This is a genomic window from Actinosynnema sp. NPDC053489 (assembly GCF_044544865.1).
Taxonomy (GTDB): domain Bacteria; phylum Actinomycetota; class Actinomycetes; order Mycobacteriales; family Pseudonocardiaceae; genus Actinosynnema.
Genome location: NZ_JBITXT010000002.1, coordinates 59,661 through 86,487 on the forward strand (window position 1 = coordinate 59,661; position 26,827 = coordinate 86,487).

The window sequence follows — 26,827 nt, forward strand, 5'->3', positions numbered from 1 at the left end:
CGAGCGTACGGGGCGGGACGGGCCGGTCGGACCGCCGACGGAGTGGGTCGAAGATCACGCCGTGAGCTGCGGCGGGTCCGGGATGGCGTAACCGGAGGCACCCACGTTGGCCTCCAACGACTTGCGCCACTCGCCGGTGTCCATCATCTTCCGAACGGCGGCGGCGACCTTCGCCTTGCTGGTGGGATCGCCCTTGCGCATGCCGATGCCGTACTCCTCCCTGCTGAACGGCTTGTTGACCACGCGCAGCAGCTCCGGGTTCTGCGCCGCGTACCCGGCGAGGATCACGTCGTCGGTGGTCATGGCGTCGACCTGCTCGGCCAGCAGCGCGGTGACGCAGTCGCTGAAGTTCGGGTACTCCACGAGCGCCACGGACTGCGCGAACCGGTCCTTCACGTGCTGCGCCGAGGTCGTGTTCGCCACGGAGCACAGCTTGAGGTTGCCGGAGTTCAGCGACTCCGGCCCGGTGATCCGCTCGTCGGTCAGCCGCACGAGCAGGTCCTGCCCCGCCACGAAGTACGGGCCCACGAAGTCGATGACCTCCTTGCGCTTGTCGGTGATCGAGTAGCTGGACACGACGAGGTCCGCGGCACCGGTGGTGAGCAGCTTCTCCCGCTCCGAGGGCGTCGCCTCGGTGAACTTGATGCCCGAGTCGTCGACGCCCAGCTCCCGCGCGACGTAGCGGGCGACGTCGACGTCGAAGCCGCGATAGGTGCCGTCCAGGCGGCGCACGCCGAGACCTGGTTGGTCGTACGCCACGGCGATGGTCAGCTCGCTGGAGCTGTCCGCCTTGCCGGCGACGGTGGCGTCGTCACCGGTGGAGCACGACGCGAGGACAAGCGCGGCGGAACACGCCACAACCAGGGCGCGCAGCGGTGCCAGAGCCATTCTTCCCCTTTTCGGGAGCTTCCTCGGAGTTGCCGGAAACCTAGGCGGCTCAACGGGGTTGGTCCAGAGCACGGGCGGGACGGGGCGCACCTGATCGATCAAGATCGACCTCGGGGTGTGATCTGGCTAACTCTCCCCGCCGGGGGAGCGCAACCGCCGCGGGCCGGTGTCGTGCCGCGAGGGTGGCGGGCCGAGGGTCACCCGCGCGCTGCTGACGTACGCGCCGGCGGCGCTGGCCAGCACCGGCTCCAGCGACAGCTCGCGCACCTCGGGCAGGTCCTCGGCCAGCGCGGCGAGCCGCAGCACCAGGTCCTGCAACGCGGGCAGGTCCGCCGGCTCGTCACCCCGGTACCCGGCCAGCAGCGGCGCGGCCTTCGGCGCGCGGACCAGCGCCGCCGCGTCCGCGTCGGTGAGCGGCACCGCCCGGTACGCCCGGTCCCCCAGCAGGTCGCCGACCAGCCCCGACAGCCCGAACGACACCAGCGTGCCGAACGAGGGGTCGTCCTGCAGCCCCAGCACGCACGAGATGCCCTTGGGCGCCATGCGCTGCACGTACACGTCCGGCCGGTCCGACATCCCGGCCAGCATCTCGTACGCCGCCCGCACGGCCTCCTCGCCCGCCAGGTCGAGCCGCACGCCGGCCAGGTCCGTGCGGTGCCGCAACCGGTCGTCGGTCGACTTCACCGCCACCGGGTAGCCCAGCTCGTCGGCCGCGCGCACCGCGTCGTCCGCCGACGCCACGACCCGGAACGGCACGACCTCCACGCCGTAGCACGCGAGCAGCCGCACGGCGGTGTCGTCGTCCAATCGCCGCTCGCCGGACGACTCCTGCGCCGCCACGACGGCGTGCGCCGCGTCGGGGTCGATCCCCTCGGGCCGCACGAACGTGCCCTGCGGCGCGGACCGCCACCGGGCGTACCGGGTGGCCCGCGCCAGCGCCAGCACCGCGCGCTCCGGGCTGGAGTACGACGGGACCGAACCCCACCCCGGCGCGCCGCCCGGACCGGGGACGGCCAGTTCGGCGGGCACGCCCTCCACCGCCAGGAACGTCGACGCGATCGGCTTCGCGCGCCCGCTGCGCTCCACGACCTCGCGCAGCGCGCGGGCGAACGACGCGCCGGGCACGGCCAGCGGCGGCACGAACACCACCACCAGCGCGTCCGTCCCGGGGTCGTCCAACGCCCGCTCCACCGCGGCGGCGAACGCCTCGGGCCCGGCCTGCGCGCCCACGTCCACCGGGTCGCCCGCCAGCTCCAGCCCCTGGTCCAGCGCGGTGTCCGCGGCCAGCAGGCCGATCGCGGTCGAGTTGCCCACCACCGCCACCCGCGGCCCGGCGGGCAGCGGCTGGTGGGCGAGCAGCAGCGCGGTGTCGAACAGCTGGGCCAGCGACTCCACCCGGATCACGCCCGCCTGCTCGAACAGCGCCTGCACGCTCGACTCGTCCACCGGCACCGACGTCGCCGCCAGCGCGGGCGTCACGGCGTGCCGGCCGGACTTCACCGCCACGATCGGCTTGGTGCGGCCGAGCCGGCGGGCCAGCCGGGCGAACTTGCGCGGGTTGCCGAAGGACTCCAGGTACAGCAGCACCACGTCGGTGGCCGGGTCGGTCTCCCAGTACTGGAGCAGGTCGTTGCCGGAGACGTCCGAGCGGTTGCCCGCGGAGACGAACGTGGACAGGCCCAGGCCGCGCTCGGCGGCGGTGGCGAGGATCGCGGTGCCCAGCGCGCCGGACTGGCAGAAGAAGCCGGTGCGGCCGCGGGCGGGCAGCCGGGGCGCGAGGGTGGCGTTCAGGCGCACGCCCGCGTCGGTGTTGACCACGCCCAGCGCGTTCGGGCCGACCACGCGCATCCCGTGCGCGCGGGCCTCGGCGGCGAGCCTGCGCTCCGCGCTCAACCCGCCCGGACCGGTCTCGCCGAACCCGGACGTGACCACGACCAGCGCCTTCACGCCCTTGGCCAGGCAGGCGTCCATCACCTCGTCCACGCCGGCGGCCGGCACCGCGACCACGGCGAGGTCCACGTCGTCCGGGATCTCCAGCACCGACGGGTACGCCCGCACGCCGCGCACGGACCGGTGCTCGGCGTTGACCGGGTACACCGGTCCGGCGAAGTCGGCGGCCAGCAGGTTCGCCAGCACCGCGTGGCCGATCTTGGTGCGGTCGGTGGACGCGCCGATCACCGCGATCGACCTGGGGTGCAGCAGGTTGTGCACGCTGCGCGCCTCGGCGGCCTGCTCGCGGGCGCGGGCCACCTCCACCGACTCCTCGGTCGGGTCGATGTCGAACTCCAGGTGCACCACGCCCTCCTCGAACGCGCGGCTCACGCCGTACCCCGCGTCCCGGAAGATCCGCACCATCTGGCCGTTCTCGGCGAGCACCTCGGCGGTGAACCGGCTCAGGCCGCGCTCCCGCGCGGCGGCGGCCAGGTGCTCCAGCAGGATCGAGCCGAGGCCGCGGCCCTGGTGGGCGTCCTCGACCACGAACGCCACCTCGGCCGAGCCCGAGTCGCCGAGCCGGTCGTAGCGGCCGACGGCCACGACGTCGTCGCCCAGCAGCGCGGCGAACGCCACCCGGTCGGCGTGGTCGACCGTGCTGAAGCGGTCGAGGTCGCGCTTGGGCATGCGCGGGTAGGGGCCGAAGTAGCGGTAGTAGCGGGTGCGCTCGGAGAGCCTGCCGTGGAACGCGAGCAGCTTGTCGGCGTCGTCGGGGGTGATCGGGCGCAGGTGGACCGTGCCGCCGTCGCTGAGCACGACGTCGGCCTCCCAGTGCCGCGGGTAGTCGAACGGGTCCACTCGATCAGTCCCTCGGGTCGTCGGGGTCCAGTCCGTGCAGGGGGAACACCGCGCGCCGTGCCTCCAGCACCGCCAGGTCGACCGGCGTGTCGACCTGGCCACCCCACGGCTCGAAGGCGGTGTCCGCGCCGTCGGTCAGGGACGCGGGCAGCGGCCGGTTCGGCGCCAGGCCCGACGCGTGCGCCACCCAGTCCGCGGGCAGCGGCGAGTCCGGGTCCACGTCCCGGTCGAGCACGGTGGCCAGCAGGTGCGTCCAGCTGCGTGGCACGACCCGCAGCAGCTCGTACCCGCCGCCGCCCAGCGCCAGCCAGCGGCCGCCCGCGGTCTCCCCGGCCAGCTCGCGCAGGCGGTGGTAGATCGCGCGGTGCCCGTCCACGGTGAGCGCGAGGTCCGCCAGCGGGTCCTCCCGGTGCGTGTCCACACCGCACTGCGTGACCAGCAGCTGCGGCCGGAACGCCCGCAGCACCGACGGCACGACGGCCTCGAACGCGCGCAGCCACGCCCGGTCGCCGGTGCCGGGCGGCAGGGCCAGGTTCACGCTCGTGCCCTCCGCGCCCGCGCCGCCCACCTCGGCGGGCCGTCCCGTGCCCGGCCACAGGCTCAGCGGGTTCTGGTGCACCGAGACCGTCAGCACCCGCGGGTCGTCGTAGAACGCGGCCTGCACGCCGTCGCCGTGGTGCACGTCGGTGTCGACGTAGGCGATCCGGTCGAAGCCGTGGTCGAGCAGCCACGAGATCGCCACGGCGCAGTCGTTGTAGACGCAGAACCCGGCCGCGTGGTCGCGCATGGCGTGGTGCAGCCCACCCGCGATGCTCACCGCCCGGTCCGCCGAGCCGTCGGCGATGCGCCGCGCGGCGGCCAGCGAACCGCCCACGACCAGCGCGGACGCCTCGTGCATGCGGGTGAAGACCGGGTTGTCGGCGGTGCCGAGCCCGTGGCCGACGTCCCAGCCCGCCATCGGCGCGGCCCGCACGGCGTTGAGGTAGGACGGCTCGTGCACGCGTTCGATCTCGTCGTCGGTCGCCGGCTCGGGCGTGACGAGGTCCACCCCGTCCAGCACGCCCAGCGCGCTCGCCAACCGGACGGTCAGGTCCAGCCGGACGGGGTTGAGCGGGTGGTCCCCGCCCAGGTCGTAGCCGAGGAAGGACTCGTCCCAGACGACGGCAGCGGGCTTGCCCATGTCGGCAACCTAACCCAACCGGCGGCCGGCGGTGTGATCACAGCTTGGTCGCCCCGGGCGTGCGGGCGGGCCGCGGGCACTTAGAGTCTGCCGAGACGAGGCGGGCCGGATTGAGGCCATCGAGGATGGAACCCCGCACGTCGGAACGGGGTCAGAGAACACATGCACCTGCGACTAGTCCCCGCCCTGACCGCCGTGCTGGCCCTGGGGCTCACGCTCGGCCTGTCGGCCTGCGCCACCACGGTCGCCGGCAGCCCGGTCGCCGCGGCGGGCGGGTCGACCGGTGACAAGACCGCCTCCGGCAAGCCGTCGTCGACCAAGACCTCCTCCCCCAAGGCGTCGACCAAGGAGAGCTCGCCGAAGACGAGCAACGCCGAGAAGCCCGCCGGCGACGTCAAGATCAAGACCAAGAAGAAGACCGAGGGCTACGAGGACTGCGACATCCTCACGCCCGAGGAGGTCGCGACGGCGGTCGGCGCGAAGAAGGGCGGCGAGAAGGGCTGCGTGCAGAGCACGGAGGACCCGTTCGCGGTCATCCTGTTCATGGTCACCTTCGCCGAGTACGAGGGCGAGGCGCGGTCCATCGAGGTCGGCGGCAACACCGCGTACGAGGTCAAGGAGAAGGGCGGCGACTGCACGGTGCTGGTCATGCTGACCGACGACCCGGACGAGATCACGCCCGCCTTCCAGGCCACCGTGACGCCGATCGACGAGATCGACCCGTGCCAGATCGCGCTCAAGCTCGCCACCAAGGCGTTCGAGAAGATCCCCAACGCCTGACCGCGCTCCCGGAACGGCCGGTCGGCGCGTCCGACCGGCCGTTCCGCTCGTTCGGCCCGGTGCCCTCAGCCCGCCCCGGGACCGGTGGCGGCGGGGCGGGACGGGTCCGAGGACCACTGCGACCAGGAGCCCGCGTAGAGCGGGGCGGGCCGCTCCGGCGTGGTGACGCCGGCCACCTCCAGGGCCAGGACCACCGAGGACGCCGTGACGCCGGAGCCGCAGTAGGCCGCGACCGGGCGGTCGGGCGTGACGCCGACGGCCGCGAAGCGCTCGGCCAGCGCCGCGGCCGGCAGCCAGCGCCCGCCGGAGGTGTGGCCCGACGTCGGCGCGTTCCGCGCGCCCGGGATGTGCCCGGCGCGCGGGTCGACGGGCTCGGTCTCACCCCGGTACCGCTCGGGGGCGCGGGCGTCGAGCAGCACGCCGGACGCGGCGAACGCGGCGGCCTCGTCGGCGTCCAGCACGGGCATGCCGCCGGGCCGCACCTCCACGTCGCCGGGAACAGGCGACGGCGTCTCGGCGTTGACCGGACGGCCCTCCGCCGTCCACGCCGCGAAGCCACCGTCCAGCACCGCCACCTCCGGGTGACCCGCCCACCGCAACAGCCACCACGCCCGTGCGGCCACGGAGCCGTCACCGCCGTCGTACGCCACGACCGGGTGATGCTTCCGGACGCCGGCGGCCCGCAGCACGGCCTGCAGCTCCGCCGGGTCGGGCAGCGGGTGGCGGCCACCGGCTCCGGGCGGTGCGGAAAGTTCGGTGTCGAGGTCGACATAGACGGCACCGGGAACGTGCCCGACCTCGTAGTCTTGACGTCCCGGTGGTCCGCCCAGTCGCCACCGGACGTCGAGCACGACGGGGGGTTCGGCCCCGTCCAGCGCGGAGGCCAGGGCTTCGGTGCTGATCAGTGGGTGCACGGCACCATCCTGCACCCGCGACCGGCCGACTAGCATTGACCTCATACGAAGGGGAGCGGGTGTGAACGAGCTCATCGACACTACCGAGATGTACCTCCGCACGATCTACGAGCTCGAAGAAGAGGGCGTGGTCCCCCTGCGCGCGCGGATCGCCGAGCGGCTGGCGCAGAGCGGGCCGACGGTCAGCCAGACCGTCGGGCGGATGGAACGCGACGGTCTCGTCATAGTGGCGGACGACCGCCACCTGGAGCTGACCGAGCAGGGGCGCAACCTGGCCATCGCGGTCATGCGCAAGCACCGGCTCGCCGAGCGCCTCCTGGTCGACATCATCGGCCTGGAGTGGGAGCACGTGCACAGCGAGGCGTGCCGCTGGGAGCACGTGATGAGCGAGGCCGTCGAGCGCAAGCTCGTCAAGCTGCTGGGCAACCCCACCACCTCGCCCTACGGCAACCCCATCCCCGGGTTGGACAAGCTCGGCGACGGTGAGCCCGCGCCCGCCGCCGAGGCGGACCTCGTGCGCGTGGACGAGGTGGCCCGGCGCGGCGGCGGCCGCGTCGAGGTGCGCCGGATCGCCGAGCACGTGCAGCTCGACCCGGACCTGATGGCCGAGCTGAAGGCCGCCGGCGTCGTGCCGGGCGGCACGGTCGACGTCGACTCGCTGGCCGGGGCGAAGGTCGTGCAGGTGCGCGGCAACGGCACCGTCGCCGAGCTGGACCCCGCGGTGGCGCACGCCGTCCTGGTCCAGGCGCGGTGAACCCCGCGCGCCGGGCGGCCACCGCCTTCACCCGCCTGCACGGCGTCGCGCCGAGCGGCGTCTGGTCCGCACCCGGCCGGGTGAACCTGATCGGGGAGCACACGGACTACAACGACGGCTTCGTGCTGCCGTTCGCCCTGCCGCACCGGACCGCGGTGGCCGCGTCCGCGCGGGACGACGGCGTGCTCAACGTGGCCACGGTCGGTGACGACGGCGTGGTGCAGCAGGCCGCGCCCGTGGCGGTCGCCGACCTCGAGCCCGGCGCGGTGAGCGGTTGGGCCTCCTACCCGGCGGGCGTCGCCTGGGTGCTGCGCGAGCAGGGCGTGACCGGCGGCGCGGACCTCGTCATCGCGGGCGACGTGCCGGCGGGGGCCGGGCTGTCCTCGTCGCACGCGCTGGAGTGCGCGGTGGCGCTGGCGCTGCTCGGCCTCGCCGACCACCCGACCGACGACCTGCCCCGGATCGCGCGCTGGGTGCAGCGCGCGGAGAACGACTTCGCCGGCGCGCCCACCGGCCTGCTCGACCAGACCGCGTCGCTGTGCTGCACCGAGGCGCACGTGCTGTTCCTCGACGTGCGGTCGTTCAAGTCCGAGCAGGTGCCGTTCGACGCCGCCGCCCACGGCCTCGAGGTGCTGGTCGTCGACACCAGGGCCAGCCACTCGCACACCGACGGCGGCTACGGGGCCCGGCGCTCCGGTTGCGAGGAGGCCGCCTCGATCCTCGGCGTGCCCGCGCTGCGCGACGTCGACGCGAGCGAGCTGGACGAGGTGCTGGACCGGCTGCCCGACCGGCTGCGACCGCTGGTGCGGCACGTCGTGACGGAGGACGAGCGGGTGCTCGCCGCCGTCGAGCTGCTGCGCGCCGGCCGGCTGGCCGAGCTGGGGCCGTTGCTGGACGCCTCGCACGCGTCCCTGCGCGACGACTACGAGGTGTCCGCGCCCGAGCTGGACGTCGCGGTCGACGCGGCGAAGGCGGCGGGCGCGTTGGGCGCGCGGATGGTCGGCGGCGGGTTCGGCGGCTCGGCGATCGCCCTCGTGCCCGTGGAGCGGCACGACGAGGTGGTGCGCCGGGTGCTCGCCGCGTTCGCCGAGCGCGGCTGGGCGACACCGCGGACGTTCACGGCGGTGCCCTCGGCGGGCGCCGGCCGCGATCAGTGAGGTTCCGAGTCGAAAGCGGGTATGCAGGGTGAAGTTGCTCGTCACGGGCGGTGCCGGGTACGTGGGCAGCGTCTGCGCGGCCAGGCTGGTCGAGTCCGGTCACGAGGTGGTCGTGGTGGACGACCTGTCCACCGGGCACGCGGACGCGGTGCCCGACGGGGCGCGCCTGGTCGAGGCGGGCATCGACGACGCGATCGGCGGGGTGCTCGCCGAGGGTTTCGACGGCGTGCTGCACTTCGCGGCGAAGTCGCTGGTCGGCGAGTCGATGGAGGACCCGGCGAAGTACTGGCACGGCAACGTGGTCACGTCGCTGCGGCTGCTGGACGCCATGCGCGAGCACGGCACCCCGCGCCTGGTGTTCTCCTCCACCGCCGCCACCTACGGCGAGCCGGAGCGGGTGCCGATCGCGGAGACCGCGCCCACCCGCCCCACCAACACCTACGGCGCGACGAAGCTCGCGATCGACCACGCCATCACCTCCTACGCCGCCGCGCACGGCCTGGCCGCCGTGTCGCTGCGCTACTTCAACGTGGCCGGCGCGTACGGGCGGTTCGGCGAGAGGCACGGCGTGGAGACGCACCTGATCCCGATCGTGCTCCAGGTCGCGTCGGGCAAGCGGGAGCGCGTGCAGGTGTACGGCGACGACTGGCCGACCGAGGACGGCACGTGCGTGCGCGACTACATCCACGTCCTCGACCTGGCCGACGCGCACCTGCGGGCGCTGGAGCACGCGACGGCCGGCGAGCACCGCATCTACAACCTGGGCAACGGGCTGGGCTTCTCGGTCAAGCAGGTCGTCGACGCCTGCCGCGAGGTGACCGGGCACCCGATCCCCACCGACGTGGCACCGCGCCGGGCGGGCGACCCGGCGGCGCTCGTGGCCTCCAGCGACAAGGCCCGCGCCGAGCTGGGCTGGAAGCCCGAGCGGCTCGACCTCGCCGGCATCGTGCGCGACGCGTGGGACTTCACCCGGTCACTGCAGGGGGCGTGATGGCAGGCAGGATCACCGCGGCGGACTTCGAGGACCTGACCTCGTACACCGAGGTGCCGCGCCTCACCGGGCTCGCCCTGTCCCCGGACGGGACGCGGCTGGTCACCGTGGTGGCGACCCTCTCGGCGGACCGCAAGACGTGGCAGGGCGCGCTGTGGGAGGTCGACCCGGCGGGCGAGCGGCCCGCGCGGCGGCTGACGCGGGGCGCGAAGGGCGAGTCCGCGCCCGCGTTCACGCCGGACGGCGCGCTGCTGTTCCTCTCCGGGCGGCCCGACCAGGAGGCCAAGCCCGCCGACCGGGACAAGAAGGACCAGGCGGCGCTGTGGCTGCTGCCGCCCGCGGGCGAGGCGCGCGAGGTGTGCCGTCCCGCCGGCGGGGTGTCGGAGTTCGCGGTGGCGCGGGACGCGGGCACGGTGCTGATCACGGCGACCGCGCACCCGACCGCGGAGTTCGGCGAGCAGGACGAGGAGCACCGCAAGGCCCGCGAGGACGCCGGCGTGACCGCGATCCTGCACGAGTCGTACCCGGTGCGGTACTGGGACTCCGACATCGGCCCGAACTTCCCGCGGCTGCTGGTGACCACGGCTCCCGTCGACGTCGACCGGGAGCGCGTGGACCCGTCGTCGGACCTGCTCGACCTGACCCCCAACGCGGCCGCGAGGCTGGACGACTCCCCCGCCATCAGCCCGGACGGGCGGTGGGTGGTGCGCACCGAGGGCGTCGAGGTGAGCGCGTCGTACGGCAAGCGCATCCGGCTGCGGCTGACGTCGACCGACGGCGCGACCGACCGGGTGCTGGCCGACCTGGACGGGCACTCGTTCCTGCAACCGGTGTTCCTGCCCGACTCGTCGGGCGTGGTGGCGGTGCGCGCGTTCGACTCCACGGCCGAGCTGCCGTGGACGAACACGCTGGTGCGCATCGACCTGGGGTCCGGTGAGGTGCGGGAGCTGGCGGCGGACTTCACCGAGGAGCCCGACCACCCGGTCGTGAGCCCGGCCGGTGACGCGGTGTACTTCACCAGCAGTCACCTGGGCCACCAGCCGATCTGGAAGCTCGACCTGGCGTCCGGCGACGTGGTGAAGCTGACGGCGTCCGGTGCGTACACCGACGTGCGGGTCAGCCCGGACGGCGCGTCGGTGTACGCGCTGCGCAGCGCCTGGGACCACCCGCCGCAGCCCGTGCGGCTGTCGGCGACCGGCGTGGACCAGGAGGCCGTGCCGCTGCCCGCGCCCGGTGCGGTCGAGTCGCTGCCCGGCACGGTGACCGAGGTGGAGACGGTCGTCGAGGACGGGCGGACCGTGCGGGCGTGGCTGGTGCTGCCGCGGGGCGCTTCGGCCTCCCGGCCCGCGCCGCTGCTGCTGTGGGTGCACGGCGGTCCGGTGATGAGCTGGAGCGGGTGGACCTGGCGGTGGAACCCGTGGCTGATGGCCGCGCGCGGGTACGCCGTGCTGCTGCCGGACCCGGCGCTGTCCACCGGGTACGGGTACGACTTCGTGCGCGCCGGGTGGGCGGCGTGGGGTGGCAAGCCGTACACGGACCTGATGGCGATCACCGACGTGACCGTGCGGCGGGAGGACGTGGACGAGTCCCGGACGGCGGCGATGGGCGGGTCGTTCGGCGGGTACATGGCGAACTGGATCGCCACGCAGACCGACCGGTTCAAGGCGATCGTGACGCACGCGTCGTTGTGGCACCTGGACGCGTTCACCGGGACGACGGACGACTCGTACTACTGGATCCGCGAGATGGGCGACCCGCTGCGGCAGGACGAGGCGGTGCGGGCGAACTCGCCGCACCTGCGGGTGGCGAACATCAAGACGCCCATGCTGGTGATCCACGGTGACAAGGACTACCGGGTGCCGATCGGGGAGGGGCAGCGGCTGTACTTCGACCTGGTGCGGCACGGTGTTCCGGCGAAGTTCCTGTACTTCCCGACGGAGAACCACTGGATCCTGACGCCCGGGAACGCCAAGGTGTGGTACGAGACGGTGTTCGCGTTCTTGGCGGAGCACGTGCTCGGGGAGGCTTGGCGGAGGCCGGAACTCCTCTGAGCCGGGTTGTTCGGGCGAGCGGCGTCGTGTCGTTCGGGCGAGCGGCGTCGTGTCGTCGGGTGAGTGGCGTCGTGTCGTTCGGGTGGCTGGACGTGGTTGCGGCGAAAGGCGGAAAGCGTCCTCGCCGGACGGGCAGATCAGCAGGATGACGGCCCTTCGTCGGATGTCCTGACCCAGCGTGGTCCGGGGTGCGTGTCATCCCGCCGACCTCCACAAGGGCAACCACACGTGTCAAGAGGGCGGACAACAGTCGCCCACCGGGTATCGGTGAACCGGCCCCCTTGACACGCGCGGTTGGGCGGAGCCAGGTCGGCGGGATGACACGCGCCCCTCCCGTTCGAAGACGAACCGGCCGGTTACGTCAATGCGGCTCGGAGCGGCGGCGGAAGCCGGACGGTCGAGAGGTCCAGAGGTCGAGAGGTGGCTTGAGCCGACAGGTCTCCGGCGGTGGCGGTGGCGGTGGCGCGAGCCGACAGATTCCTTCGCGGTGACCCCGGGCCAGTAGACCTCCGGTGGCGGTGGGGTGAGTCGACGAAACTCCCCCTCGCGGTGGTGCGGGAGGACAGGGCCCCCGTCGCGGCGCCCCGAAGTCGACAGGTGCCCGGTGGTGGGGTCAGCCGACGAGACTCCCCTCGCGGCGACCTGAAGCCGACAGATGCCCGGTGGTGGGGTCAGCCGACAGGACTCCCCTCGCAGCGAGTCGAAGCCCGTAGGCGCCTGGTGGCGATGGGGTTAGCCGGTAGGACTTCCGTCGCGGCGGTGGCGCTGGCGGGGATTGGTTGCGGTGGTGTGGGTCGATAGGTCTCCGGTTCAGGGGTAGGGCTGGTGGGTGCGGTGGGGATGGGGAGAGGTCGTGGCGATGGCTGGGTGGGTTGGTGAGGGCTAGGTGGGTTGGTGGAGAGCGGGGAGGTGAGGTGAGGGGCGGGTTGAGGTTGGGGTTGGGGTTGGGGTTAGAGGGTGGCGGTTGGGGTTAGAGGGTGGTGGTTGGTGGAGTGGTCCAGTCGGTTTCGGCGGCTTGTTCGGCCAGGTGGCGGATTTCGGTTGGGTGGAGGCCCATGCGCAGAGCGGTGCGCAGCAGGGCGGACAGGCGGTGGGTCGGGTTGGCGTTCTGTGCCCGTTCCAGGGCCATGGCGGCCAGGGCTCCGTTGCCCCTGATGTAGGCGCAGAAGGCCAGGAGGGTGGCCGGTTCGGCCCGCTCCGGCGTCGGGCTCGCCCTCGTCAGCTCGGTCCAGAGGAGTTCCGCGCTCCGGGCGTGCTCGCCCGTGCAGTAGGCCAGGCTCGCATCCCTCGTCAACGGGTTCGACAGGGCGTGGGCCAGGTCGGCCACCTCCTCGTCGGTCAACGGGCGCTTCCTCGTCGCCGCGCGCAGCACCTCCGCGTGGATCAGCTCGCGGTGGCGGGTGGGGATTTCGTCGGCCGCCTCGGGATCGGCCGCCTCGGGGTCGGCCGCCAGGCGGTTGAGGAGGGCGGTTCGGCGGGACAGGGCTGCCGGTGGGTCCGGGACCAGGACTTCGTCCATCGCCGCCCGGCTGGCGTACGTGACCTGGCCCTCGGCGGCCGAGGCGGCGGCGAAGACCGTGCTCGACGGGTCCGGCACGGTGCCCCACGTGCCCACGTCGTGGTAGTCGAACCAGCGCTCGCCCTTCGCCGTCGCCCGCGCCCACACCGCCGCCAGCAGCACCAGCCCGGCCCCGTGCAGCGCGTCGTGCAGCTCGTCCACCACCGCGGCGCACGGCAGGTGCTCGGGCGGGTCGCCCGGACCGCCGCCGACCACGATGACCGCCGCCTCGTCACCCCGGCACGACGCCAGTGGTTCGAGCAGCCGGGCCACCGCGTCGTGCGGCAGGTCCGGCGGCGGCAGGTCGATGCGCAACGTCAGGCTCACCTCGTGGTCGCGCACCACGAGGACCACGATCGAGTCGGACGGGTGGAAGCCCAGCAGGTGCGGCACGGCGGCGAGCAGGTCGCCCGGGTTCCGCAGGCGGGAGGACGGCAGCAGCTTGGTCATGGGTCCGAGCGTGCACCGGGGGGCGCCCGGTGGCCGGCGGCTATCGCCGAACTGTGGACAACTGCGGCGGGCCGCCCCCACCGGTGCGTGGGGGCGGCCCGTGACCTGCGGGAACTCAGCAGCTCGGTGCGACCTGACCGTCCGAACCTGTGTACACGTACGCGTCGGAGACGTAACCCGACCCGATCTTGTCCCACAGGTTGGTGGTCCCGTACTTGCCGGTGATCGTCTCGCCCTTGGTCTGGCAGCTGATCGTCACCGTGGCGCCGCTGGCCACCGAGCCGACCGCCGCGTACTGCGTGCCCGGCCCCGACCGGATGGTCACCGACGCGCCGCTGTCGGTACCGACGGTCCCGGTCACCGTGCTGCCGCACGAGTTGCGGCTGGTGTAGCTGCGGGTGCCCCAGTAGAGGATCTGCGAGCCGTTGAAGGCGATCTTCTGGTCGACGCCGTTGAGCCGCTGCTCGTAGTGCAGGTGCGGCCCGGTGGACCCGCCGGTCGAGCCGACGTCGCCGATGCGCTGGCCCAGCCGCACCGACTGCCCGACGCTGACCCGCTGCACGGACAGGTGCGCGTACCGGGTGCGCCAGCCGCCGCCGTGGTCGATCTCGATCCACCGGCCGTAGCTGGTGCTGCCCTCGTTCGCCACCCGCGTCACGGTGCCCGCCGCCGACGCGACCACCGGGTCGCCGTCGTCGTTGGCCCGGTTCAGGTCGACCGAGTTGGCGGGGCTGTGGTTGGTCCGGGTCTGGCCCTCCCACACCTGGTTGCACGGGAACGGCATCTGGAAGTTCGGCGCCGCCGCGGCCTCGCCCTGCGTGAGGGCGAGGCCGATCAGCGGCGCCACCAGGGCCGTGACGAACACGCGTCGGCTCATCTGCCACCTCCTTGACGACTGGGGGTGGTCATACGATCACGACGAGCCACGCTAGTGGAAGACTTACCAAGTGATGACTTGGTAAATTACTTCCTAACCAACCCGAACGGACCAGTCTCAGCAGTTGTGGCTGGTGTAATTGCGCGCGCCCCAGTAGAGGATCTGCGAGCCGTTGAACACGATCTTCTGCGCCACGCCGTCCAGCCTCTCCTCGAAGTGCAGGTGCGGTCCGGTCGACCCGCCCGTGGAGCCGACGTCGCCGATGCGCTGCCCCTTCGTCACGGTCTGGCCCACGCTCACCCGCTGGACGGACAGGTGCGCGTACCGGGTCCGCCAGCCACCGCCGTGACCGATCTCGATCCACCGGCCGTAGCTGGTGCTGCCCTCGTTCGCCACCCGCGTCACGGTGCCTCCCGCCGCGGCCACGACCGGGTCACCGAGGTCGTTGGCGCGGTTGAAGTCCACGGCGTTGGCCGGGCTGTGGCCGCTGCGGGTCTGGCCCTCCCACACCTGGTTGCACGGGAACGGCATCTGGAACGCGGGCGCCGCGGCGGCCTCGCCCTGCGTGAGGGCGAGGCCGACCAGCGGCGCGACCAGTGCCGTGACGAGAGCGCGCCGGGTTCGGCTCATCTGCCACCTCCTTACGACTGTGGCGGAGATCGGACCACAACCGCACCCGTCAGTGGAAGAGTTCCGAAGTGGACGCTTCGTGAAGTACTTTCTAACCGACCGATCGGCGCAGCGCGGCGGTCCCGCCGACCACGGGCAGCTCCACGACCGTGGAGTTGAGGTCCACCGACAGCCCCGCGCCCGGCTTCGGCCGCAGCGTGTAGTCGTAGTCAGAAGAGATCAGCACGAACTCGACGCGGTGACCAGACGGGACCACGTAGTCGTTCGGCTGCAGCTCCACCTCGACCCGGTACCGCTTGCCCGGCTCGACCGGCTTGGTCAGCGACGGCGACACCCGGTTCTGCGGGTCGGTCCACCCGCGGGTGATCACGTGCGACGTGCCGTCCGGCGCGCGGTCCACCAGCAGCGCGGTCACGTTGGCCGCCGGCCGGTCGAACGAGATCGCCAGGTCGACCCGGGGCGTGCCGGAGAACCGCAGCGGCTGCGCGGTCGGCCGGGTCGCGTAGGCGAGCCGGTTGCCGGAGCTGGGCAGGTCCACCAGGTCCTCGGCGCGCTTGGACGCGTCGTCGCGCAGCGACTCCACGACCGCCTTGCCGGGCACGGGCTCGAACCGCAGCGCGCCCTTGGCCGTGCCGCCCGCCCACGGGTGCAGGCGCGCGGTCGACGTGCCCGGGGCGGGCCAGTCGGCCTCGTCCACCCACGTCGTGCCGTCCTCGCGCTGGATCGTCGCCTTCGGCTCGCGCTCGATGCCGTTGTCCACGCCGTACAGGTAGTGGCTGAACCAGCGGTTGATCGTGCGCCGCCACTCCACCGACCGCAGCGTGTCGGGGTCGGTGTGCCCGGACTGGTGCAGCCAGATCTTGTGCTCCACGCCGTGCCGCCGCAGCGCCTCGTACCACTGCGCCACGTGCTTGACCTTGACGTTCCAGTCGCCCAGGCCGTGCACGGCCAGCACCGCCGCGCGCACCTTCGAGGCGTCCTTGACGTAGTTCCGCTCGTCCCAGAACGCGCTGTAGTCGCCGGTGACGCGGTCCTGCCGCGCGGCCACGTCGGCGATCACGGGCTTGCAGATCTCGCGGTCGGCGCGCGTGTAGACGTACTCGGCCAGCACGTCGAGGTCCTCGCCCTGGAACGTGCCGGGCGCGACCACCGCGCCGTCGGCCCGGTAGTAGTCGTACCAGCTGGAGATGGCCGCGATGGGCACGATGGCCTCCAGGCCCTCGACCCCGGTGGCGGCCACGGCGTTGGGCAGGGTGCCGTTGTAGGACACGCCCATCATGCCGACCTTGCCGGTGGTCCAGCCCGCCACGACGGGTGCGCCCGCCGCGTCACGGGCGGTCGCGCGGCCGTTCAACCAGTCGATCACCGACTTCGAGCCGGTGGTCTCGTTGCGCCCGCCCGAGGTGGGGCAGCCCGACGACTGGCCGGTGCCCAGCGACTCCGCGTACACCATGGCGAAGCCGCGGGAGATGAAGTAGTCCTCGTAGCGCCCGGACCGGATCGGCGCGGCGTTGGGGCCGACCGCGGCGGCGATCCGCTCGTCCGCCTGCGCCTTGAGCACCGACCCGTCGCGCTTGTCGTACCCGCCGCGCCGGTTGGGCACGTACAGCTCGACGTCGACGTCGTGGTTGGCCACGTCGTTGCCGCCGGAGAAGTACGGGCTGTTGAAGAACACCACGGGGACCTTGAGCCCGCGGTCGGTGGCCTTCTGCCGCACGACCTCCGCGTAGACCTCGTCGTCACGCCCGTCGCGGTCGCTGTCGACCGGCGCGCGCACCCACACGCTCTCGCGCACCACGTCCTTCGGGTCGAAGACGGGTTGCGCCTCGCCGCCGACGAACACCGGACCCTCAGCCGCGGCGCCGGCCACCGCGGGCGCCAACCCCAGCGGCAGCGTGACCAGAGCGGCGAGCACCGCGGCTCTCCGTGCACCCTTCACGACCGAACCCCCATCATGTGTAGGACAGGTTTGCCGTGACCATCCCCCGCCCCACAACCGCTGTCAAGGGTGTCCCAAGTCCACAATGGACAACGGCCGAAGACCCGACGATCGGCCCCTTGACCAGCGGCTCGGACCTGTGCAGACTCGCCCGGGCCATGCGTGATTTCATCGCCGCGCTGCCCAAAGTGGAACTGCACGTCCACCTCGTCGGGTCAGCCTCACCCGCCACCGTCCTCACCCTCGCCCGCAGGCACCCGGAACTGGGCGTGCCGACCGACGAGGCCGACCTGCTCCGGTTCTACGAGTTCACCGACTTCGGCCACTTCATCGACGTCTACGCGGCGGTCAACGACCTGGTCACCACCGGTGACGACGTCGCCGAGCTGGTGCTCGGGCTGGCGGCGGAGCAGGCGCGGCGCAACGTCCGCTACGCCGAGGTGACCGTGAGCGCGACCAGCCACCTGCGGGCGGGCATCGCGCCGGAGGAGCTGGACGAGGCGCTGACCACCAGCCGGGCGCGGGCGAAGGAGGAGCACGGGGTCGAGCTGGCCTGGGTGTTCGACGTCCCCGGCCTGTGGGACCGGGACTTCGGCCTGACCAGCGCGCGCTACGCCGTCGACCACCGGCCGCCGGGCACCGCGGGGTTCGGGCTGGGCGGGTTCGAGGCCGACGCGCCCCGGCGGGCGTTCCGCGAGGCGTTCGCCCTCGCCCGGGACGCGGGCCTGCACTGCGTGCCGCACGCGGGCGAGACCACGGGCCCCGACCAGGTCCGGGAAGCGCTCGACGAGCTGCACGCCGAGCGCATCGGCCACGGGATCAACGCGGTGGCCGACGACGAGCTGCTGCGCAGGCTCGCCGCCGAGGGCGTCACCCTGGAGGTCTGCCCCACCTCGAACGTCCGCACGGGCGCGGTCGAGAACCTCGCCGACCACCCGCTGCCCAGGCTCCTGGACGCGGGCGTGCCGGTCACCCTCGCCACGGACGACCCCGGCATGTTCCACACCGACCTGGACCGCGAGTACCTGCTGTGCCACGAGGTGTTCGGCCTCGACCGGGGCGACCTCGCCGAACTGGCCCGCACCGGCGTGCGGGCGAGCTTCGCGCCCGAGGAGGTCAAGCGGTCCCTGCTGGCCGGGATCGACGCGCTCGGCCACTGACCCGCTCACCCGCCCCGGCCTCCGCGACCTCGCCCGCCGGGGCAGGATGGGACGCATGAGGCTGGTCATCCTGGGCGGCGGCGGGTTCCGCGTGCCGCTGGTGCACAACGCGCTGGACGAGCACATCACCGAACTCGTGCTGCACGACGTGGACCCGCGCCGGCTGGACGCCATCCGGCGGGTGCTGCGCGGCGGCCCGCCCGTCACCACCACCACCGACCTGGACGAGGCGCTGCGCGGCGCGGACTTCGTGTTCTCCGCGATCCGGGTCGGCGGCCTGGCCGGGCGCGCGATCGACGAGGAGGTCGCCCACGCGCACGGCGTCCTCGGCCAGGAGACCGTCGGGGCGGGCGGCATCGCCTACGGCCTGCGCACCGCGCCCGTGGCCGACGCGATCGCCCGGCGCGTCGCCGAGCTGGCCCCGCGCGCCTGGGTCGTCAACTTCACCAACCCGGCCGGGCTGGTCACCGAGGTCATGGCCCGCCACCTGGGCGAGCGGGTGATCGGCATCTGCGACTCGCCGCTGGGCCTGTGCCGGCGCGCGGCCCGGGCGCTGCACGTGGCCGACGCGGCGTTCGACTACGCGGGCCTGAACCACCTCGGCTGGTTGCAGGGCGTGCACGTGGACGGGGAGGACCTGCTGCCCGCCCTGCTGGCCGACGACGAGGCGCTGGCGGGCTTCGAGGAGGGCCGGCTGTTCGGCGCGGAGTGGTTGCGCGCCCTCGGCGTGATCCCCAACGAGTACCTGCACTACTACTACTCGACGCGTGAGGCGATGGGCGACAACCGCGGCGCCTTCCTGCTCGCCCAACAACAACGGTTCTACGACGGGGACGTGGACTGGGAGACCACGCGGCTGGAGCGGGAGGCCACGTACATGGCCCAGGAGCGGGAACGCGACAGCCTCGACGGCGGCGGGTACGAGCACGTCGCCATGGCCCTCATGCGCGCCATCGCCGACGACCGGCCCACCAGGCTCATCCTCAACGTGCCCAACGGCCCCACGCTGTCCGCTGTGGACGAGTCAGCGGTCGTCGAGGTGCCGTGCGAGGTGGACGCGGCGGGCGCGCGACCCCTGCCGGTGAGCCCGCTGCCCGACCACGCGGCCGGTCTCGTCACGTCCGTCAAGGCCGTGGACCGGCTCGTCATGGAGGGCACGCGGTCGGCCGCGCTCAAGGCGTTCGCCCTGCACCCGCTGGTCGACTCGGTCGCCACGGCCCGGAGCCTGCTCGACACCTACGCGCGGCGGCACCCGGAGTTGGCTCACCTGAGCTGAGCGCGACCCAGCGCGTCCGCGCGCCGGGTCGTCTCCGGCAACCGCGTCACGCACAGCCGCAGCACCTCGGCGCACGCCCGGTCGAGGTCGACGCGGTGCCCCACGGACACGAACACCGGCTTCACGCCCGAACGCGTGCGCAGCGCCCGACCCACCACCTCGCCGTCGTCCACCAGGTCGGTGTGCGCTCCCCGCGCGTCGCCGGGCGGGTCGAACCGGCCCATCGGCGTCTTGGCCACCCCGACGCTCGGCAGGCCGGTCACCACCCCGACGTGGCAGGCCAACCCGAACCGCCGGGGGTGCGCCAACCCCTGCCCGTCGCACACCAGCAGGTCCGGCGTCACCGCCAGCTCCGCCAACGCCTCCAGCAGCGGCGGCAGCTCCCGGAACGCGAACAGCCCCGGCACGTACGGGAACCCGGCCTCCCCCGTCACCACGGCCGAGTCCACCGTCTCCAGCGACTCCGCGTCGAGCACCACGACCGCGGCCGCCAACCGGTCGTCGGCCGCGTAGGACACGTCCAGCCCGGCCACGTGCCGCACCACCAGCCCGGGGTCGGTCCGCGTCGACACCGACGGCCGCAGCCGCTCCTGCTCGGCGATCGCCTCCTCGGGCGTCACCCGTGGCTCACCGACGCGCGGTGCGCCGCCAGCAGGTCCTCGCCGAAGTCGCCGGAGCGCCGCCGCCACACCGAGTGGGCGTGGTTGGCCTCGTTGTCGGTGTTGTCGTACTCGATGAGCAGGTCCGGCCCCTGGATGCGGTAGTAGTGCCCCTCGCCGCGCTTCTGCGAGCCCTCCCACGAGAAGTGCAGCCGGTCGGGGTCCAGCGCGTCGAACTCCTCGTCGGCCAGGTCGCCGGTCAGCCGGTCGAGGTAGTAGCGCACCAGCCCGACGAGCAGCCCCCGGGACGCCCGGTCGAGCTGCGCGGGTGTGACGCCGACGGGCTCGGCGTCACCGATCCGGCGCGCGTTGCCCGTCTTGAGGTCGGGCGGCGGCCGGTCGGCGACCACGGCCAGCCCGCGGGCCGTGCGACCCATCCGGTCGAGCAGCTCGCGGGCCAGCTCCTCCTCCAGCCGCAGCGGCTGCGCCACCGTGCGACCGCGGTAGGTGATGCGGGCGGGGTGCGCGCCGAGGAAGAGCGGGGTCGCCGACACCCGCCCCTCGGCCACCACCACGCTCACCGACAGGTGGTGCCCCTCGACCCGCCAGCCCCACGGCTGGTCGCCCGGCTCGCCGAGCAGCACGGTCCAGTAGTCGCCCTGGTGCCGGTCCCGGGAGCCGCCCTCGCGGTCGTCCAGCACGTCCTCCAGCGCCATGATCGCGGTCGCCTGGGCGTAGGCGTGCGGGCTGAGCACGCACGCCAGCAACCGGTGCACGGCCTTGCGCTGGTCGCGGGTGAGATCGCCGCAGACCACGCCCGGCCGTTCGCCGGGCGTGTACGCCCACCGCGTGCGCAGGTCGGCCGCCATCGTCCCCACGGCCGCCGTGCGCTGCGCGTCGTCCAACAGGCCGAGGAAGCCCCTGGTGGCTTCGGCGATCTCGTGCAGCATGACCTCGAACTTATCCGTCCTCGCCGCGCGCAGCAGCGGGTGGCGCCGCCCTACGGGTAGGGCAGCAGCTCGGGGCGGTCGCCGGTGACCGGCCCGTCGGGCTCGCGGCCCGCCAGCCAGGCCACCAGGTCGGTCGCCGAGCCGGTCAGGGTGACCTCGCGGCCCTCGCCGATCGTCCAGGTCCGCTCCGGCGACCGGAGGACGAGCCGGGTGCCCTCGGGCACCCGGGCCGCGAGGTAGTCGACCGCGTGGTCGCAGAACTCGGGCGACCACGTGACCGGGCCCAGGTCGAGGTCGCGCAGGTGGATCTCGGCCTCGCGCCACACGGCGTAGGCGGTGCCGATCAGCGTGCCGTCGCGGTACCAGACCGGGGTGTCCCAGTCGCGGACGTTCTCCCACGCCTTGGCGAGCCGGTCGGCGGCGTCGGCGAGCGCGGCCCGGTGCTCCGCGGCCGAACGCCCGGAGTCCCGCTCGATCGCGGCGTCGCGCGCGGGTCGCCCGCCGGCGTAGACCTCGACCTTCGTGCCCTCGTTCTCGGCCTGGCCCGCCAGCCCGACCGTGCCGTTGGCGAGGTGGGCGAGCACGTGCCCGCGGGTCCAGCCGGGCAGCGCCGACGGCTGCGCCACCTGCTCGTCGGTGAGGTCCGCGACGAGGGCGGCCAGCCTGCGGTGGGCGTCCAGCGCGTTCGCCTGGATCGTCACAACTCCCCCTAATGCGTTATGGGCTCAAGTGCGTTAGGGAAAGTACCACTAGACTCGCCGGGGTGGCACTGGTGTTGGAGTTCGCGGGCACGGTCCGGCACGACGGGCACAGCGGGCTCGCGGACGACCTGGCCACGCCGGACGGGCTGGCCCGGTGGGCCGGGGTGCCCGCGGACGAGGCGCTGCGGCTGCGGGTCGTCGAGCTGCGCTGGGCCGTGCGGTCGCTGTTCGCGCACGCCACGCGTGCCGCGGAGCGCATGGACGCCCCGCACCTGATGGACGTCGAGCGCGCGCTCCGGATCGTGAACGCCGCCGCCGCGCGCGTGCCGCGGGTGGCGCAACTGGAGTGGGGCGAGCAACCGCGGCTGCGCCACCTGGACTCGGCCGACGAGGGCGACCGCCTCCTGGCGACGCTGGCGACGGCCGCCATCGAGTTCCTCGCCGGCGACGCGCGGGCCGACCTGCGGGCCTGCCCCGCGCCCCGGTGCATCCGGTACTTCGTCAAGGCCCACCCCCGGCAGGAGTGGTGCAAGCCGTCGTGCGGCAACCGCGCCCGGGTCAGCAGGCACTACCACCGCGCCCGCGCCCTGCCCTGAGGACCCGATCGCGGGCACGCGCCCGGCGGGAGCGGCGGCACCGCTCCGCGACCATCCACAGTGGAGTGCCGCGGAGCGGTGCCCGCGGATCAGCCGCCGCTCGTGCGCCGGAACACGCGCCGGCCGACGAACGTGTTCTGGTGCGGCCGGCCGGGCGCCTTGTCCACGCCGCCGTTCTTGCGCGCGTGGCCGCGGCGGGCCGCGCGGTTGAGCGGGACGGCGGGCTGCTCCGGCTGGTCGGGCTCGTCGCCGTCGGCCGGCGGAACGTCCTCGGTGGTCATGACTGCCTCCTGGGGGTGGGGCGAAGTCGCCGGTCAGCGACGTCGCATGGCGTACTGGCGCGGGTTGGCGACCGGCCGGCCGCCCGCGAAGCGCGGCTGCACCGCGCCGGACGCGCGGGCACCACGGCGGGCGGCGCGGTTGGTGGGCTGACCGTCGTGCGGCGGTTCGTTGCGCATGGTGGGCATGCGATCGCCTCCTCGGTGTTCGAGGCGTGCGGAGAAGCGCGACCCGTGCTGCACGGGGTCGCGTGAAGGGCCGCTGGGGCCACCGGGAGAAGGGCGCGGCACGGCTCGGGCCGGTGCGGCGCTGGAGGAAGAAGTCCTCAGAGGAAGAACATGGTCACGACGGTAGCCCGCTCCGGACCGCGACGCCATCCCTTTTCCGGCGGGCCGCCGAACGGACCGCGCCACGGCCGCGCCCGTGCCGTGAAACTCCTGGTAGCGGCCCTGCCCGTCACCGACCGGGGTCACCCACCCGGGCGACCGCGAGCGGTCACGCCGGGTGCCCGGTCGGCCGCTCACTCGGCGATGTCCACGACCTCGCCCTCGATCACGTCGCCGTCCACGACCGCCGGCAGCTCGTCCCGCTCGGTGAAGAAGCGCGAGGCGAAGGCGCCCACCGCGCGCGTCGTCACGGCGTCGAACGTGCCGCCGATCACGCCACCCACCAGCGGCACGCCCTTGGCCAGCGTCACGGTGGCCTTGGTCGTGCCGTACTTCGCCAGGAGGGTGAACCCGACGCGCTTGTTGATCTCCCGGATCAGCTGCACCGGGATGCGCTCGATCAGGCGCATGGTGAGCTTCGATCCGACCCGGATGCCCGCCTTCTTCAGCAGCTCGGTCCCCGCGTTGCCCAGCAGGCACACGAGGATGGCCGTCTGCACCTCCTCGCTCTCCAGGTCGTGCCCGTGCACGGCCGCGATCGAGGCGACCAGGTGCGTCTGCACCAGGTACGACGCGGTGAGGTTCACCGGCAGGGTGGCGGGCAGCGTGATCAGGCCGCCGACGTTCGTCGCGAAGCCCTGCACACCCGCCGCCGCCACGTGCGTCCGGATGAGGTGCTTGATCGCCTCCTGCGGCGTCAGCCCCTTCTCCAGCGCCTCCGCGGCCATCTGCTGCGCGCTCTTGAACGGTCCGAACCCGTTGATGCCCACTTTGAGGAGCTGGTCAACCGCGTTCTGCTGCACCCTGGCGATCGCACCCGGTTCGTCGGCCATGCCCCCGAGGTTACGCGGCGCGCCAGCGGGTAAACGTGGCCAATGGACATGTCTTCGTTGGCAGAGCTGGTCAGGCAACGCGGCCCGTTCGCGTCGGTGTACCTGGACGCCTCGCACGACACCGAGGACGCGGCCAAGGCCGTGGAGCTGCGCTGGCGCGGTGCCCGCGAGGAGCTGGCCCGGCAGGGCGCGGACGAGGCGACGCTGGAGGCGCTGGAGGGGCCGGCGCTGACCCCCGTCACCGGCAAGGCGGGCCGGGCGCTGATCGCCGCGCGCGGGAAGCTCCTGCTGGACCGCGTGCTGCCGCGCCCGCCCGCCTCGGACACCGCCCGCTGGTCGGACCTGCCGCACCTGCTGCCGCTGGCGGCGTCGTTGCAGTCGGACGTGCCGCACGTCGTCGTGCTGGCCGACAAGGTCGGCGCGGACCTGCACGGGCACGACGGGCAGGGCGAGGTCTCCGCCGAGGTCCGGGGCGAGGACCACCCCGTGCACAAGGTCCGCGGCGGCGGCTGGTCGCACCTGCGGATGCAGCACTCGGTCGAGGAGAACGCCAAGCGCAACGCCGCCCGCGTCGCCGAGGAGGTCGACAAGCTCGTGACCTCGATCAACGCCCGGCTGCTGATTCTGGGCGGCGAGCTGCAGGCCCGCGCGGGCGTGAAGGAGGCACTGAGCACGCGCTGCCGGGACGTGCTGATCGAGGTCGAGGGCGCGAGCCTCGGTGACGGCGCGGACGACCAGGCGTTCGACGACGCCGTGCAGGCGCTCGTGGCGCAGTACCAGGCCGACCTGGACAACGACGTGCTGGAGGAGTTCACCGCCGAGGCCAACCGCTCCGGCGGACGCGCGGTGCAGGGCCTGGAGCCGGTGGTCGAGGCGCTGCGCGAGGCCAACGTCGCCGCGCTGCTGGTCGCGGACCCGGCGCTGGGCGACCGCACGGTGTGGTCCGGCGAGGACCCGGCCCAGGTGGCGCTGCGCGAGTCGGAGCTGCGCGGGCTGGGCATCGAGCGGCCGGGCGAGCACCGGGCGGACGAGGCCCTGGCCATCGCCGCCGCCGCGACGGGCGCGCAGGTGCTCGTCACCGACAACGCCTCGCTGTTCGAGGGGGTCGGCGCGCTGCTGCGCCACTAGGCGGGCTCGACCCCGTGCTCCAGGTAGAGGGTCACGCCGCGCTCCCTGGCGCGGAGCGCGGCGGCGACCCGCCGGGCCAGCCGCGGGATCACCAGGTCCGGCACGTCGGCCGGCTCGACGTAGCGGTGGGCGCGCAGCTCGTCGGCCGGCAGCCGGATGGCCGCGTCCTCGGCCAACGAGCCGCCGTCGAAGACGAACAGCACCCGGTCCTGCCCGCCCGCCGGCGCCCAGTCCGCGACGAGCAGCGGGCCCGGCTCGACGGCCAGGCCCAGCTCCTCCAGCACCTCCCGGGCGCACGCCTCGCGGGGCGTCTCGCCCGGCTCCACCGCGCCGCCCGGGATCTCCCAGTGGTCCTTGTAGGTCGGCTCGACCAGGAGCACCCGGCCCCGCGCGTCGAGGAACAGCGCGCCGGACGCGGCGAGCGCGGCCGCGCTCAGACCGCCGCCGCCACGACGTCCTCGGCCGGCTTCGTCTCCAGCGCGACGACCTTCTTGTCCCGCCGGTTGCGCTTCTCCAGGTAGGTCGCCAGCCACGTCAGCAGCAGGCACATCGCGATGTACATCGCGGCCACCACGATCGTGACGGGCACCAGCGGCCGGCCGAACTCGAAGATGCTGCCCACGTACCGGGCGTAGCGCAGCAGCTCCTCGTAGGTGATCAGGAAGCCGAGCGCGGTGTCCTTCAGCAGCACCACGAGCTGGCTGATGATCGCCGGCAGCATCGCCCGGACCGCCTGGGGCAGCAGGACGTAGTTCATCACCTGGGTCTTGCGCATGCCCACCGCGTAGGCGGCCTCGCTCTGCCCGCGCGGCAGCGACAGCACGCCCGCGCGGAACACCTCGGCGAGTACCGAGCCGTTGTAGAGCGTCAGGCCGAGCACGACCGAGTAGAACGGCGCGCCCAGCGACAGGCCGTAGTGGAACACGAAGATCAGCACGACCAGCGGGACGGCGCGGAACAGCTCGACGACCACCATCGACGGCACGCGGACGACCTTGTGGTCCGACAGCTGGCCCGCGGCGAAGACCGCGCCGAACAGCAGCGCCAGCACCGCGCCGGCGGCGAACGCCTTCAGCGTGTTCAGCAGCGCGTCGAGCAGGTCGGTCTGCACCTTCTGGTACTCGATCCAGGTCCACTTGTTGCCGTCGAACTGACCGCTCTCGGCGAACCGGTAGACCACGAAGCCGATGCCGGCGACCAGCACGAGGACGCCGATCAGCGCGTAGAGGCGGTGGCGCAGCCGAGCCCGCGGCCCGGGTACGTCGAACAGGACCGAGCTCATCGGGCGATGCTCCACCGCTTCTCGAGGCTGCGTTGCAGCAGGGTCATGGGGATCACGAGGACGACGAAGAAGGCCGCGACCCAGAGCAGGCCGATCAGCTGGTTCTCGCCGCGCTCGGACAGGTTGTAGCTGATGGAGCCCGCCTGGAACACCGAGAAGCCCGCCGCGATGGTGGTGTTCTTCAGCAGCGCGATCATGGTGCTCATCATCGGCGGCACGACCGCGCGGGCGGCCTGCGGCAGCACCACGGAGCCCAGCATCTGGCCGAACGTCAGGCCCAGCGCGCGGGACGCCTCGGCCTGCCCGACCGGCACGGTGTTGATGCCCGACCGGACGACCTCGCACACGAACGCCGCCGTGTAGAGGATGAGGGCGGCGAGCGCGGCGCTGAAGTAGTAGCCGGCCGCCGAACCGCCGAACGTCTCCGCGTCGACGATCTTGAGCAGCGGGAACGCGAAGGCGAAGAAGAAGAACACCAGGGTGAGCGGGGTGTTGCGGACGATCGTCACGTAGGCGGTGCCCATCGCGCGCATCACGGGGACCGGCGCGACCCGCAGCATCGCCAGGACCGTCCCCAACACCAGCGACCCGACCGCGGAGATCAGGAACAGCTCAACGGTGTTGAGGAACCCGGGCCCGTACAGGTCGAGGTTGTCGAGCAGGACGTCCATCGGCTTC

At 73.3% G+C, this 26,827-nt stretch carries 26 protein-coding genes; 9 read left to right on the plus strand and 17 right to left on the minus strand.

All coding sequences use genetic code 11. The features are described 5' to 3' along the window. Positions 1-54 precede the first annotated feature (54 nt). From ACIGNX_RS03225 to ACIGNX_RS03235, 3 genes are all read right to left on the minus strand, one after another. Entirely contained in the window at positions 55-888 is an 834-nt protein-coding gene (locus ACIGNX_RS03225) for a glutamate ABC transporter substrate-binding protein (protein WP_396535780.1), read from the minus strand. Between the two features lie 126 nt (positions 889-1,014). Next, positions 1,015-3,678: a GNAT family N-acetyltransferase gene (locus ACIGNX_RS03230; protein ID WP_396535782.1), complete on the minus strand. Its 2,664-nt coding sequence runs from the start codon at positions 3,676-3,678 to the stop codon at positions 1,015-1,017. Between the two features lie 4 nt (positions 3,679-3,682). Continuing rightward, the gene (locus tag ACIGNX_RS03235; protein WP_396535784.1) at positions 3,683-4,858 is read right to left on the minus strand and encodes an acetoin utilization protein AcuC; all 1,176 of its coding nucleotides are present in this window, start codon (positions 4,856-4,858) and stop codon (positions 3,683-3,685) included. A gap of 162 nt (positions 4,859-5,020) precedes the next feature. On the opposite strand from ACIGNX_RS03235, the gene ACIGNX_RS03240 reads away from it, so the two are divergent. Next, positions 5,021-5,638 carry a DUF3558 family protein gene (locus tag ACIGNX_RS03240; protein WP_396535786.1) on the plus strand — a complete coding sequence of 206 codons (618 nt, stop codon included), beginning with the start codon at positions 5,021-5,023 and terminating at the stop codon, positions 5,636-5,638. A gap of 65 nt (positions 5,639-5,703) precedes the next feature. On the opposite strand, the gene ACIGNX_RS03245 is transcribed toward ACIGNX_RS03240, so the two are convergent. After that, a complete protein-coding gene (locus ACIGNX_RS03245; RefSeq protein WP_396535788.1) occupies positions 5,704-6,552 on the minus strand; it encodes a sulfurtransferase in 849 nt (282 codons plus the stop codon). 61 nt (positions 6,553-6,613) lie between these two features. Here ACIGNX_RS03245 and ACIGNX_RS03250 point away from each other — a divergent pair, with 61 nt between their 5' ends. From ACIGNX_RS03250 to ACIGNX_RS03265, 4 genes are read left to right on the plus strand one after another with little or no spacing between them, the layout of a single operon-like run. Continuing rightward, positions 6,614-7,306, plus strand: a complete 693-nt coding sequence (locus ACIGNX_RS03250) for an iron dependent repressor, metal binding and dimerization domain protein (protein WP_396535790.1) — start codon at positions 6,614-6,616, stop codon at positions 7,304-7,306. Further along, positions 7,303-8,463 carry a galactokinase gene (galK, locus tag ACIGNX_RS03255; protein WP_396535792.1) on the plus strand — a complete coding sequence of 387 codons (1,161 nt, stop codon included), beginning with the start codon at positions 7,303-7,305 and terminating at the stop codon, positions 8,461-8,463. The genes ACIGNX_RS03250 and galK overlap by 4 nt, the downstream gene beginning before the upstream one ends. A gap of 28 nt (positions 8,464-8,491) precedes the next feature. Continuing rightward, positions 8,492-9,454, plus strand: a complete 963-nt coding sequence (galE, locus tag ACIGNX_RS03260) for a UDP-glucose 4-epimerase GalE (protein ID WP_396535793.1) — start codon at positions 8,492-8,494, stop codon at positions 9,452-9,454. Then, positions 9,454-11,505 carry a prolyl oligopeptidase family serine peptidase gene (locus ACIGNX_RS03265; RefSeq protein ID WP_396535795.1) on the plus strand — a complete coding sequence of 684 codons (2,052 nt, stop codon included), beginning with the start codon at positions 9,454-9,456 and terminating at the stop codon, positions 11,503-11,505. Before galE ends, ACIGNX_RS03265 begins: the two co-directional genes overlap by 1 nt. Before the next feature lie 970 nt (positions 11,506-12,475). Here the strand turns inward: ACIGNX_RS03265 and ACIGNX_RS03270 are convergent. The 4 genes from ACIGNX_RS03270 to ACIGNX_RS03285 form a co-directional block, all read right to left on the minus strand. After that, complete coding sequence (locus ACIGNX_RS03270; protein ID WP_396535797.1) at positions 12,476-13,513, minus strand: DUF4192 domain-containing protein; 1,038 nt, start codon at positions 13,511-13,513, stop codon at positions 12,476-12,478. Positions 13,514-13,628: 115 nt separating this feature from the next. Next, complete coding sequence (locus ACIGNX_RS03275; RefSeq protein ID WP_396535799.1) at positions 13,629-14,390, minus strand: peptidoglycan DD-metalloendopeptidase family protein; 762 nt, start codon at positions 14,388-14,390, stop codon at positions 13,629-13,631. A gap of 117 nt (positions 14,391-14,507) precedes the next feature. Then, a complete protein-coding gene (locus ACIGNX_RS03280; protein ID WP_396535801.1) occupies positions 14,508-15,020 on the minus strand; it encodes a M23 family metallopeptidase in 513 nt (170 codons plus the stop codon). 91 nt (positions 15,021-15,111) lie between these two features. Further along, on the minus strand, positions 15,112-16,959 hold the full coding sequence (locus tag ACIGNX_RS03285) for a Xaa-Pro dipeptidyl-peptidase (protein ID WP_396535803.1): 1,848 nt from the start codon (positions 16,957-16,959) through the stop codon (positions 15,112-15,114). A 158-nt stretch (positions 16,960-17,117) separates the two neighbouring features. Here ACIGNX_RS03285 and add point away from each other — a divergent pair, with 158 nt between their 5' ends. Both add and ACIGNX_RS03295 read left to right on the plus strand, forming a co-directional pair. After that, a complete protein-coding gene (add, locus tag ACIGNX_RS03290) occupies positions 17,118-18,119 on the plus strand; it encodes an adenosine deaminase (protein WP_396535805.1) in 1,002 nt (333 codons plus the stop codon). Between the two features lie 55 nt (positions 18,120-18,174). Continuing rightward, a complete protein-coding gene (locus ACIGNX_RS03295) occupies positions 18,175-19,395 on the plus strand; it encodes a 6-phospho-beta-glucosidase (RefSeq protein ID WP_396535807.1) in 1,221 nt (406 codons plus the stop codon). Here ACIGNX_RS03295 and ACIGNX_RS03300 read toward each other — a convergent pair. The 3 genes from ACIGNX_RS03300 to ACIGNX_RS03310 are packed head-to-tail and all read right to left on the minus strand — an operon-like array spanning position 19,383 to position 21,645. Further along, positions 19,383-20,015: an endonuclease V gene (locus ACIGNX_RS03300; protein ID WP_396535809.1), complete on the minus strand. Its 633-nt coding sequence runs from the start codon at positions 20,013-20,015 to the stop codon at positions 19,383-19,385. The genes ACIGNX_RS03295 and ACIGNX_RS03300 overlap by 13 nt on opposite strands. Then, a complete protein-coding gene (locus ACIGNX_RS03305) occupies positions 20,012-20,944 on the minus strand; it encodes a DUF3500 domain-containing protein (protein WP_396535811.1) in 933 nt (310 codons plus the stop codon). Before ACIGNX_RS03305 ends, ACIGNX_RS03300 begins: the two co-directional genes overlap by 4 nt. Positions 20,945-20,994: 50 nt before the next feature. Beyond that, the gene (locus ACIGNX_RS03310; protein ID WP_396535813.1) at positions 20,995-21,645 is read right to left on the minus strand and encodes a maleylpyruvate isomerase family mycothiol-dependent enzyme; all 651 of its coding nucleotides are present in this window, start codon (positions 21,643-21,645) and stop codon (positions 20,995-20,997) included. A gap of 62 nt (positions 21,646-21,707) precedes the next feature. On the opposite strand from ACIGNX_RS03310, the gene ACIGNX_RS03315 reads away from it, so the two are divergent. Further along, the gene (locus tag ACIGNX_RS03315; RefSeq protein WP_396535815.1) at positions 21,708-22,241 is read left to right on the plus strand and encodes a CGNR zinc finger domain-containing protein; all 534 of its coding nucleotides are present in this window, start codon (positions 21,708-21,710) and stop codon (positions 22,239-22,241) included. Positions 22,242-22,330: 89 nt separating this feature from the next. Here ACIGNX_RS03315 and ACIGNX_RS03320 read toward each other — a convergent pair whose 3' ends face one another. From ACIGNX_RS03320 to ACIGNX_RS03330, 3 genes are all read right to left on the minus strand, one after another. Beyond that, positions 22,331-22,522 (minus strand): hypothetical protein, encoded by a 192-nt coding sequence (locus ACIGNX_RS03320; protein ID WP_396535817.1) that lies wholly within the window; start codon positions 22,520-22,522, stop codon positions 22,331-22,333. A 33-nt stretch (positions 22,523-22,555) separates the two neighbouring features. Continuing rightward, a complete protein-coding gene (locus tag ACIGNX_RS03325) occupies positions 22,556-22,708 on the minus strand; it encodes a hypothetical protein (RefSeq protein WP_396535819.1) in 153 nt (50 codons plus the stop codon). 332 nt (positions 22,709-23,040) lie between these two features. Continuing rightward, positions 23,041-23,739 carry an EcsC family protein gene (locus ACIGNX_RS03330; RefSeq protein WP_396535821.1) on the minus strand — a complete coding sequence of 233 codons (699 nt, stop codon included), beginning with the start codon at positions 23,737-23,739 and terminating at the stop codon, positions 23,041-23,043. Between the two features lie 48 nt (positions 23,740-23,787). Between ACIGNX_RS03330 and ACIGNX_RS03335 the strand changes: the two genes are divergently transcribed. Beyond that, positions 23,788-24,867 (plus strand): Vms1/Ankzf1 family peptidyl-tRNA hydrolase, encoded by a 1,080-nt coding sequence (locus ACIGNX_RS03335; RefSeq protein ID WP_396535823.1) that lies wholly within the window; start codon positions 23,788-23,790, stop codon positions 24,865-24,867. On the opposite strand, the gene ACIGNX_RS03340 is transcribed toward ACIGNX_RS03335, so the two are convergent. Genes ACIGNX_RS03340 through ACIGNX_RS03350 form a run of 3 tightly spaced genes read right to left on the minus strand, consistent with a single transcriptional unit; the run spans position 24,864 to position 26,820 of the window. Then, positions 24,864-25,415 carry an NUDIX domain-containing protein gene (locus ACIGNX_RS03340; protein WP_396535825.1) on the minus strand — a complete coding sequence of 184 codons (552 nt, stop codon included), beginning with the start codon at positions 25,413-25,415 and terminating at the stop codon, positions 24,864-24,866. The two genes, ACIGNX_RS03335 and ACIGNX_RS03340, sit on opposite strands and share 4 nt — an antisense overlap. Continuing rightward, positions 25,301-26,149 carry an amino acid ABC transporter permease gene (locus ACIGNX_RS03345; protein ID WP_396535827.1) on the minus strand — a complete coding sequence of 283 codons (849 nt, stop codon included), beginning with the start codon at positions 26,147-26,149 and terminating at the stop codon, positions 25,301-25,303. Before ACIGNX_RS03345 ends, ACIGNX_RS03340 begins: the two co-directional genes overlap by 115 nt. Then, complete coding sequence (locus ACIGNX_RS03350) at positions 26,146-26,820, minus strand: amino acid ABC transporter permease (protein ID WP_396535829.1); 675 nt, start codon at positions 26,818-26,820, stop codon at positions 26,146-26,148. Before ACIGNX_RS03350 ends, ACIGNX_RS03345 begins: the two co-directional genes overlap by 4 nt. Positions 26,821-26,827 lie beyond the last annotated feature (7 nt).

Excerpts from the sequence above, each read along its gene's own strand:
- ACIGNX_RS03225 (WP_396535780.1), bottom strand. The coding sequence starts at position 888 with ATGGCTCTGGCACCGCTGCGCGCCCTGGTTGTGGCGTGTTCCGCCGCG.
- ACIGNX_RS03235 (WP_396535784.1), bottom strand. The coding sequence starts at position 4,858 with ATGGGCAAGCCCGCTGCCGTCGTCTGGGACGAGTCCTTCCTCGGCTAC.
- ACIGNX_RS03240 (WP_396535786.1), top strand. The coding sequence starts at position 5,021 with ATGCACCTGCGACTAGTCCCCGCCCTGACCGCCGTGCTGGCCCTGGGG.
- ACIGNX_RS03265 (WP_396535795.1), top strand. The coding sequence starts at position 9,454 with ATGGCAGGCAGGATCACCGCGGCGGACTTCGAGGACCTGACCTCGTAC.
- ACIGNX_RS03270 (WP_396535797.1), bottom strand. The coding sequence starts at position 13,513 with ATGACCAAGCTGCTGCCGTCCTCCCGCCTGCGGAACCCGGGCGACCTG.
- ACIGNX_RS03275 (WP_396535799.1), bottom strand. The coding sequence starts at position 14,390 with ATGAGCCGACGCGTGTTCGTCACGGCCCTGGTGGCGCCGCTGATCGGC.
- ACIGNX_RS03280 (WP_396535801.1), bottom strand. The coding sequence starts at position 15,020 with ATGAGCCGAACCCGGCGCGCTCTCGTCACGGCACTGGTCGCGCCGCTG.
- add (WP_396535805.1), top strand. The coding sequence starts at position 17,118 with ATGCGTGATTTCATCGCCGCGCTGCCCAAAGTGGAACTGCACGTCCAC.
- ACIGNX_RS03295 (WP_396535807.1), top strand. The coding sequence starts at position 18,175 with ATGAGGCTGGTCATCCTGGGCGGCGGCGGGTTCCGCGTGCCGCTGGTG.
- ACIGNX_RS03305 (WP_396535811.1), bottom strand. The coding sequence starts at position 20,944 with ATGCTGCACGAGATCGCCGAAGCCACCAGGGGCTTCCTCGGCCTGTTG.
- ACIGNX_RS03320 (WP_396535817.1), bottom strand. The coding sequence starts at position 22,522 with ATGACCACCGAGGACGTTCCGCCGGCCGACGGCGACGAGCCCGACCAG.
- ACIGNX_RS03325 (WP_396535819.1), bottom strand. The coding sequence starts at position 22,708 with ATGCCCACCATGCGCAACGAACCGCCGCACGACGGTCAGCCCACCAAC.
- ACIGNX_RS03330 (WP_396535821.1), bottom strand. The coding sequence starts at position 23,739 with ATGGCCGACGAACCGGGTGCGATCGCCAGGGTGCAGCAGAACGCGGTT.
- ACIGNX_RS03335 (WP_396535823.1), top strand. The coding sequence starts at position 23,788 with ATGTCTTCGTTGGCAGAGCTGGTCAGGCAACGCGGCCCGTTCGCGTCG.
- ACIGNX_RS03345 (WP_396535827.1), bottom strand. The coding sequence starts at position 26,149 with ATGAGCTCGGTCCTGTTCGACGTACCCGGGCCGCGGGCTCGGCTGCGC.
- ACIGNX_RS03350 (WP_396535829.1), bottom strand. The coding sequence starts at position 26,820 with ATGGACGTCCTGCTCGACAACCTCGACCTGTACGGGCCCGGGTTCCTC.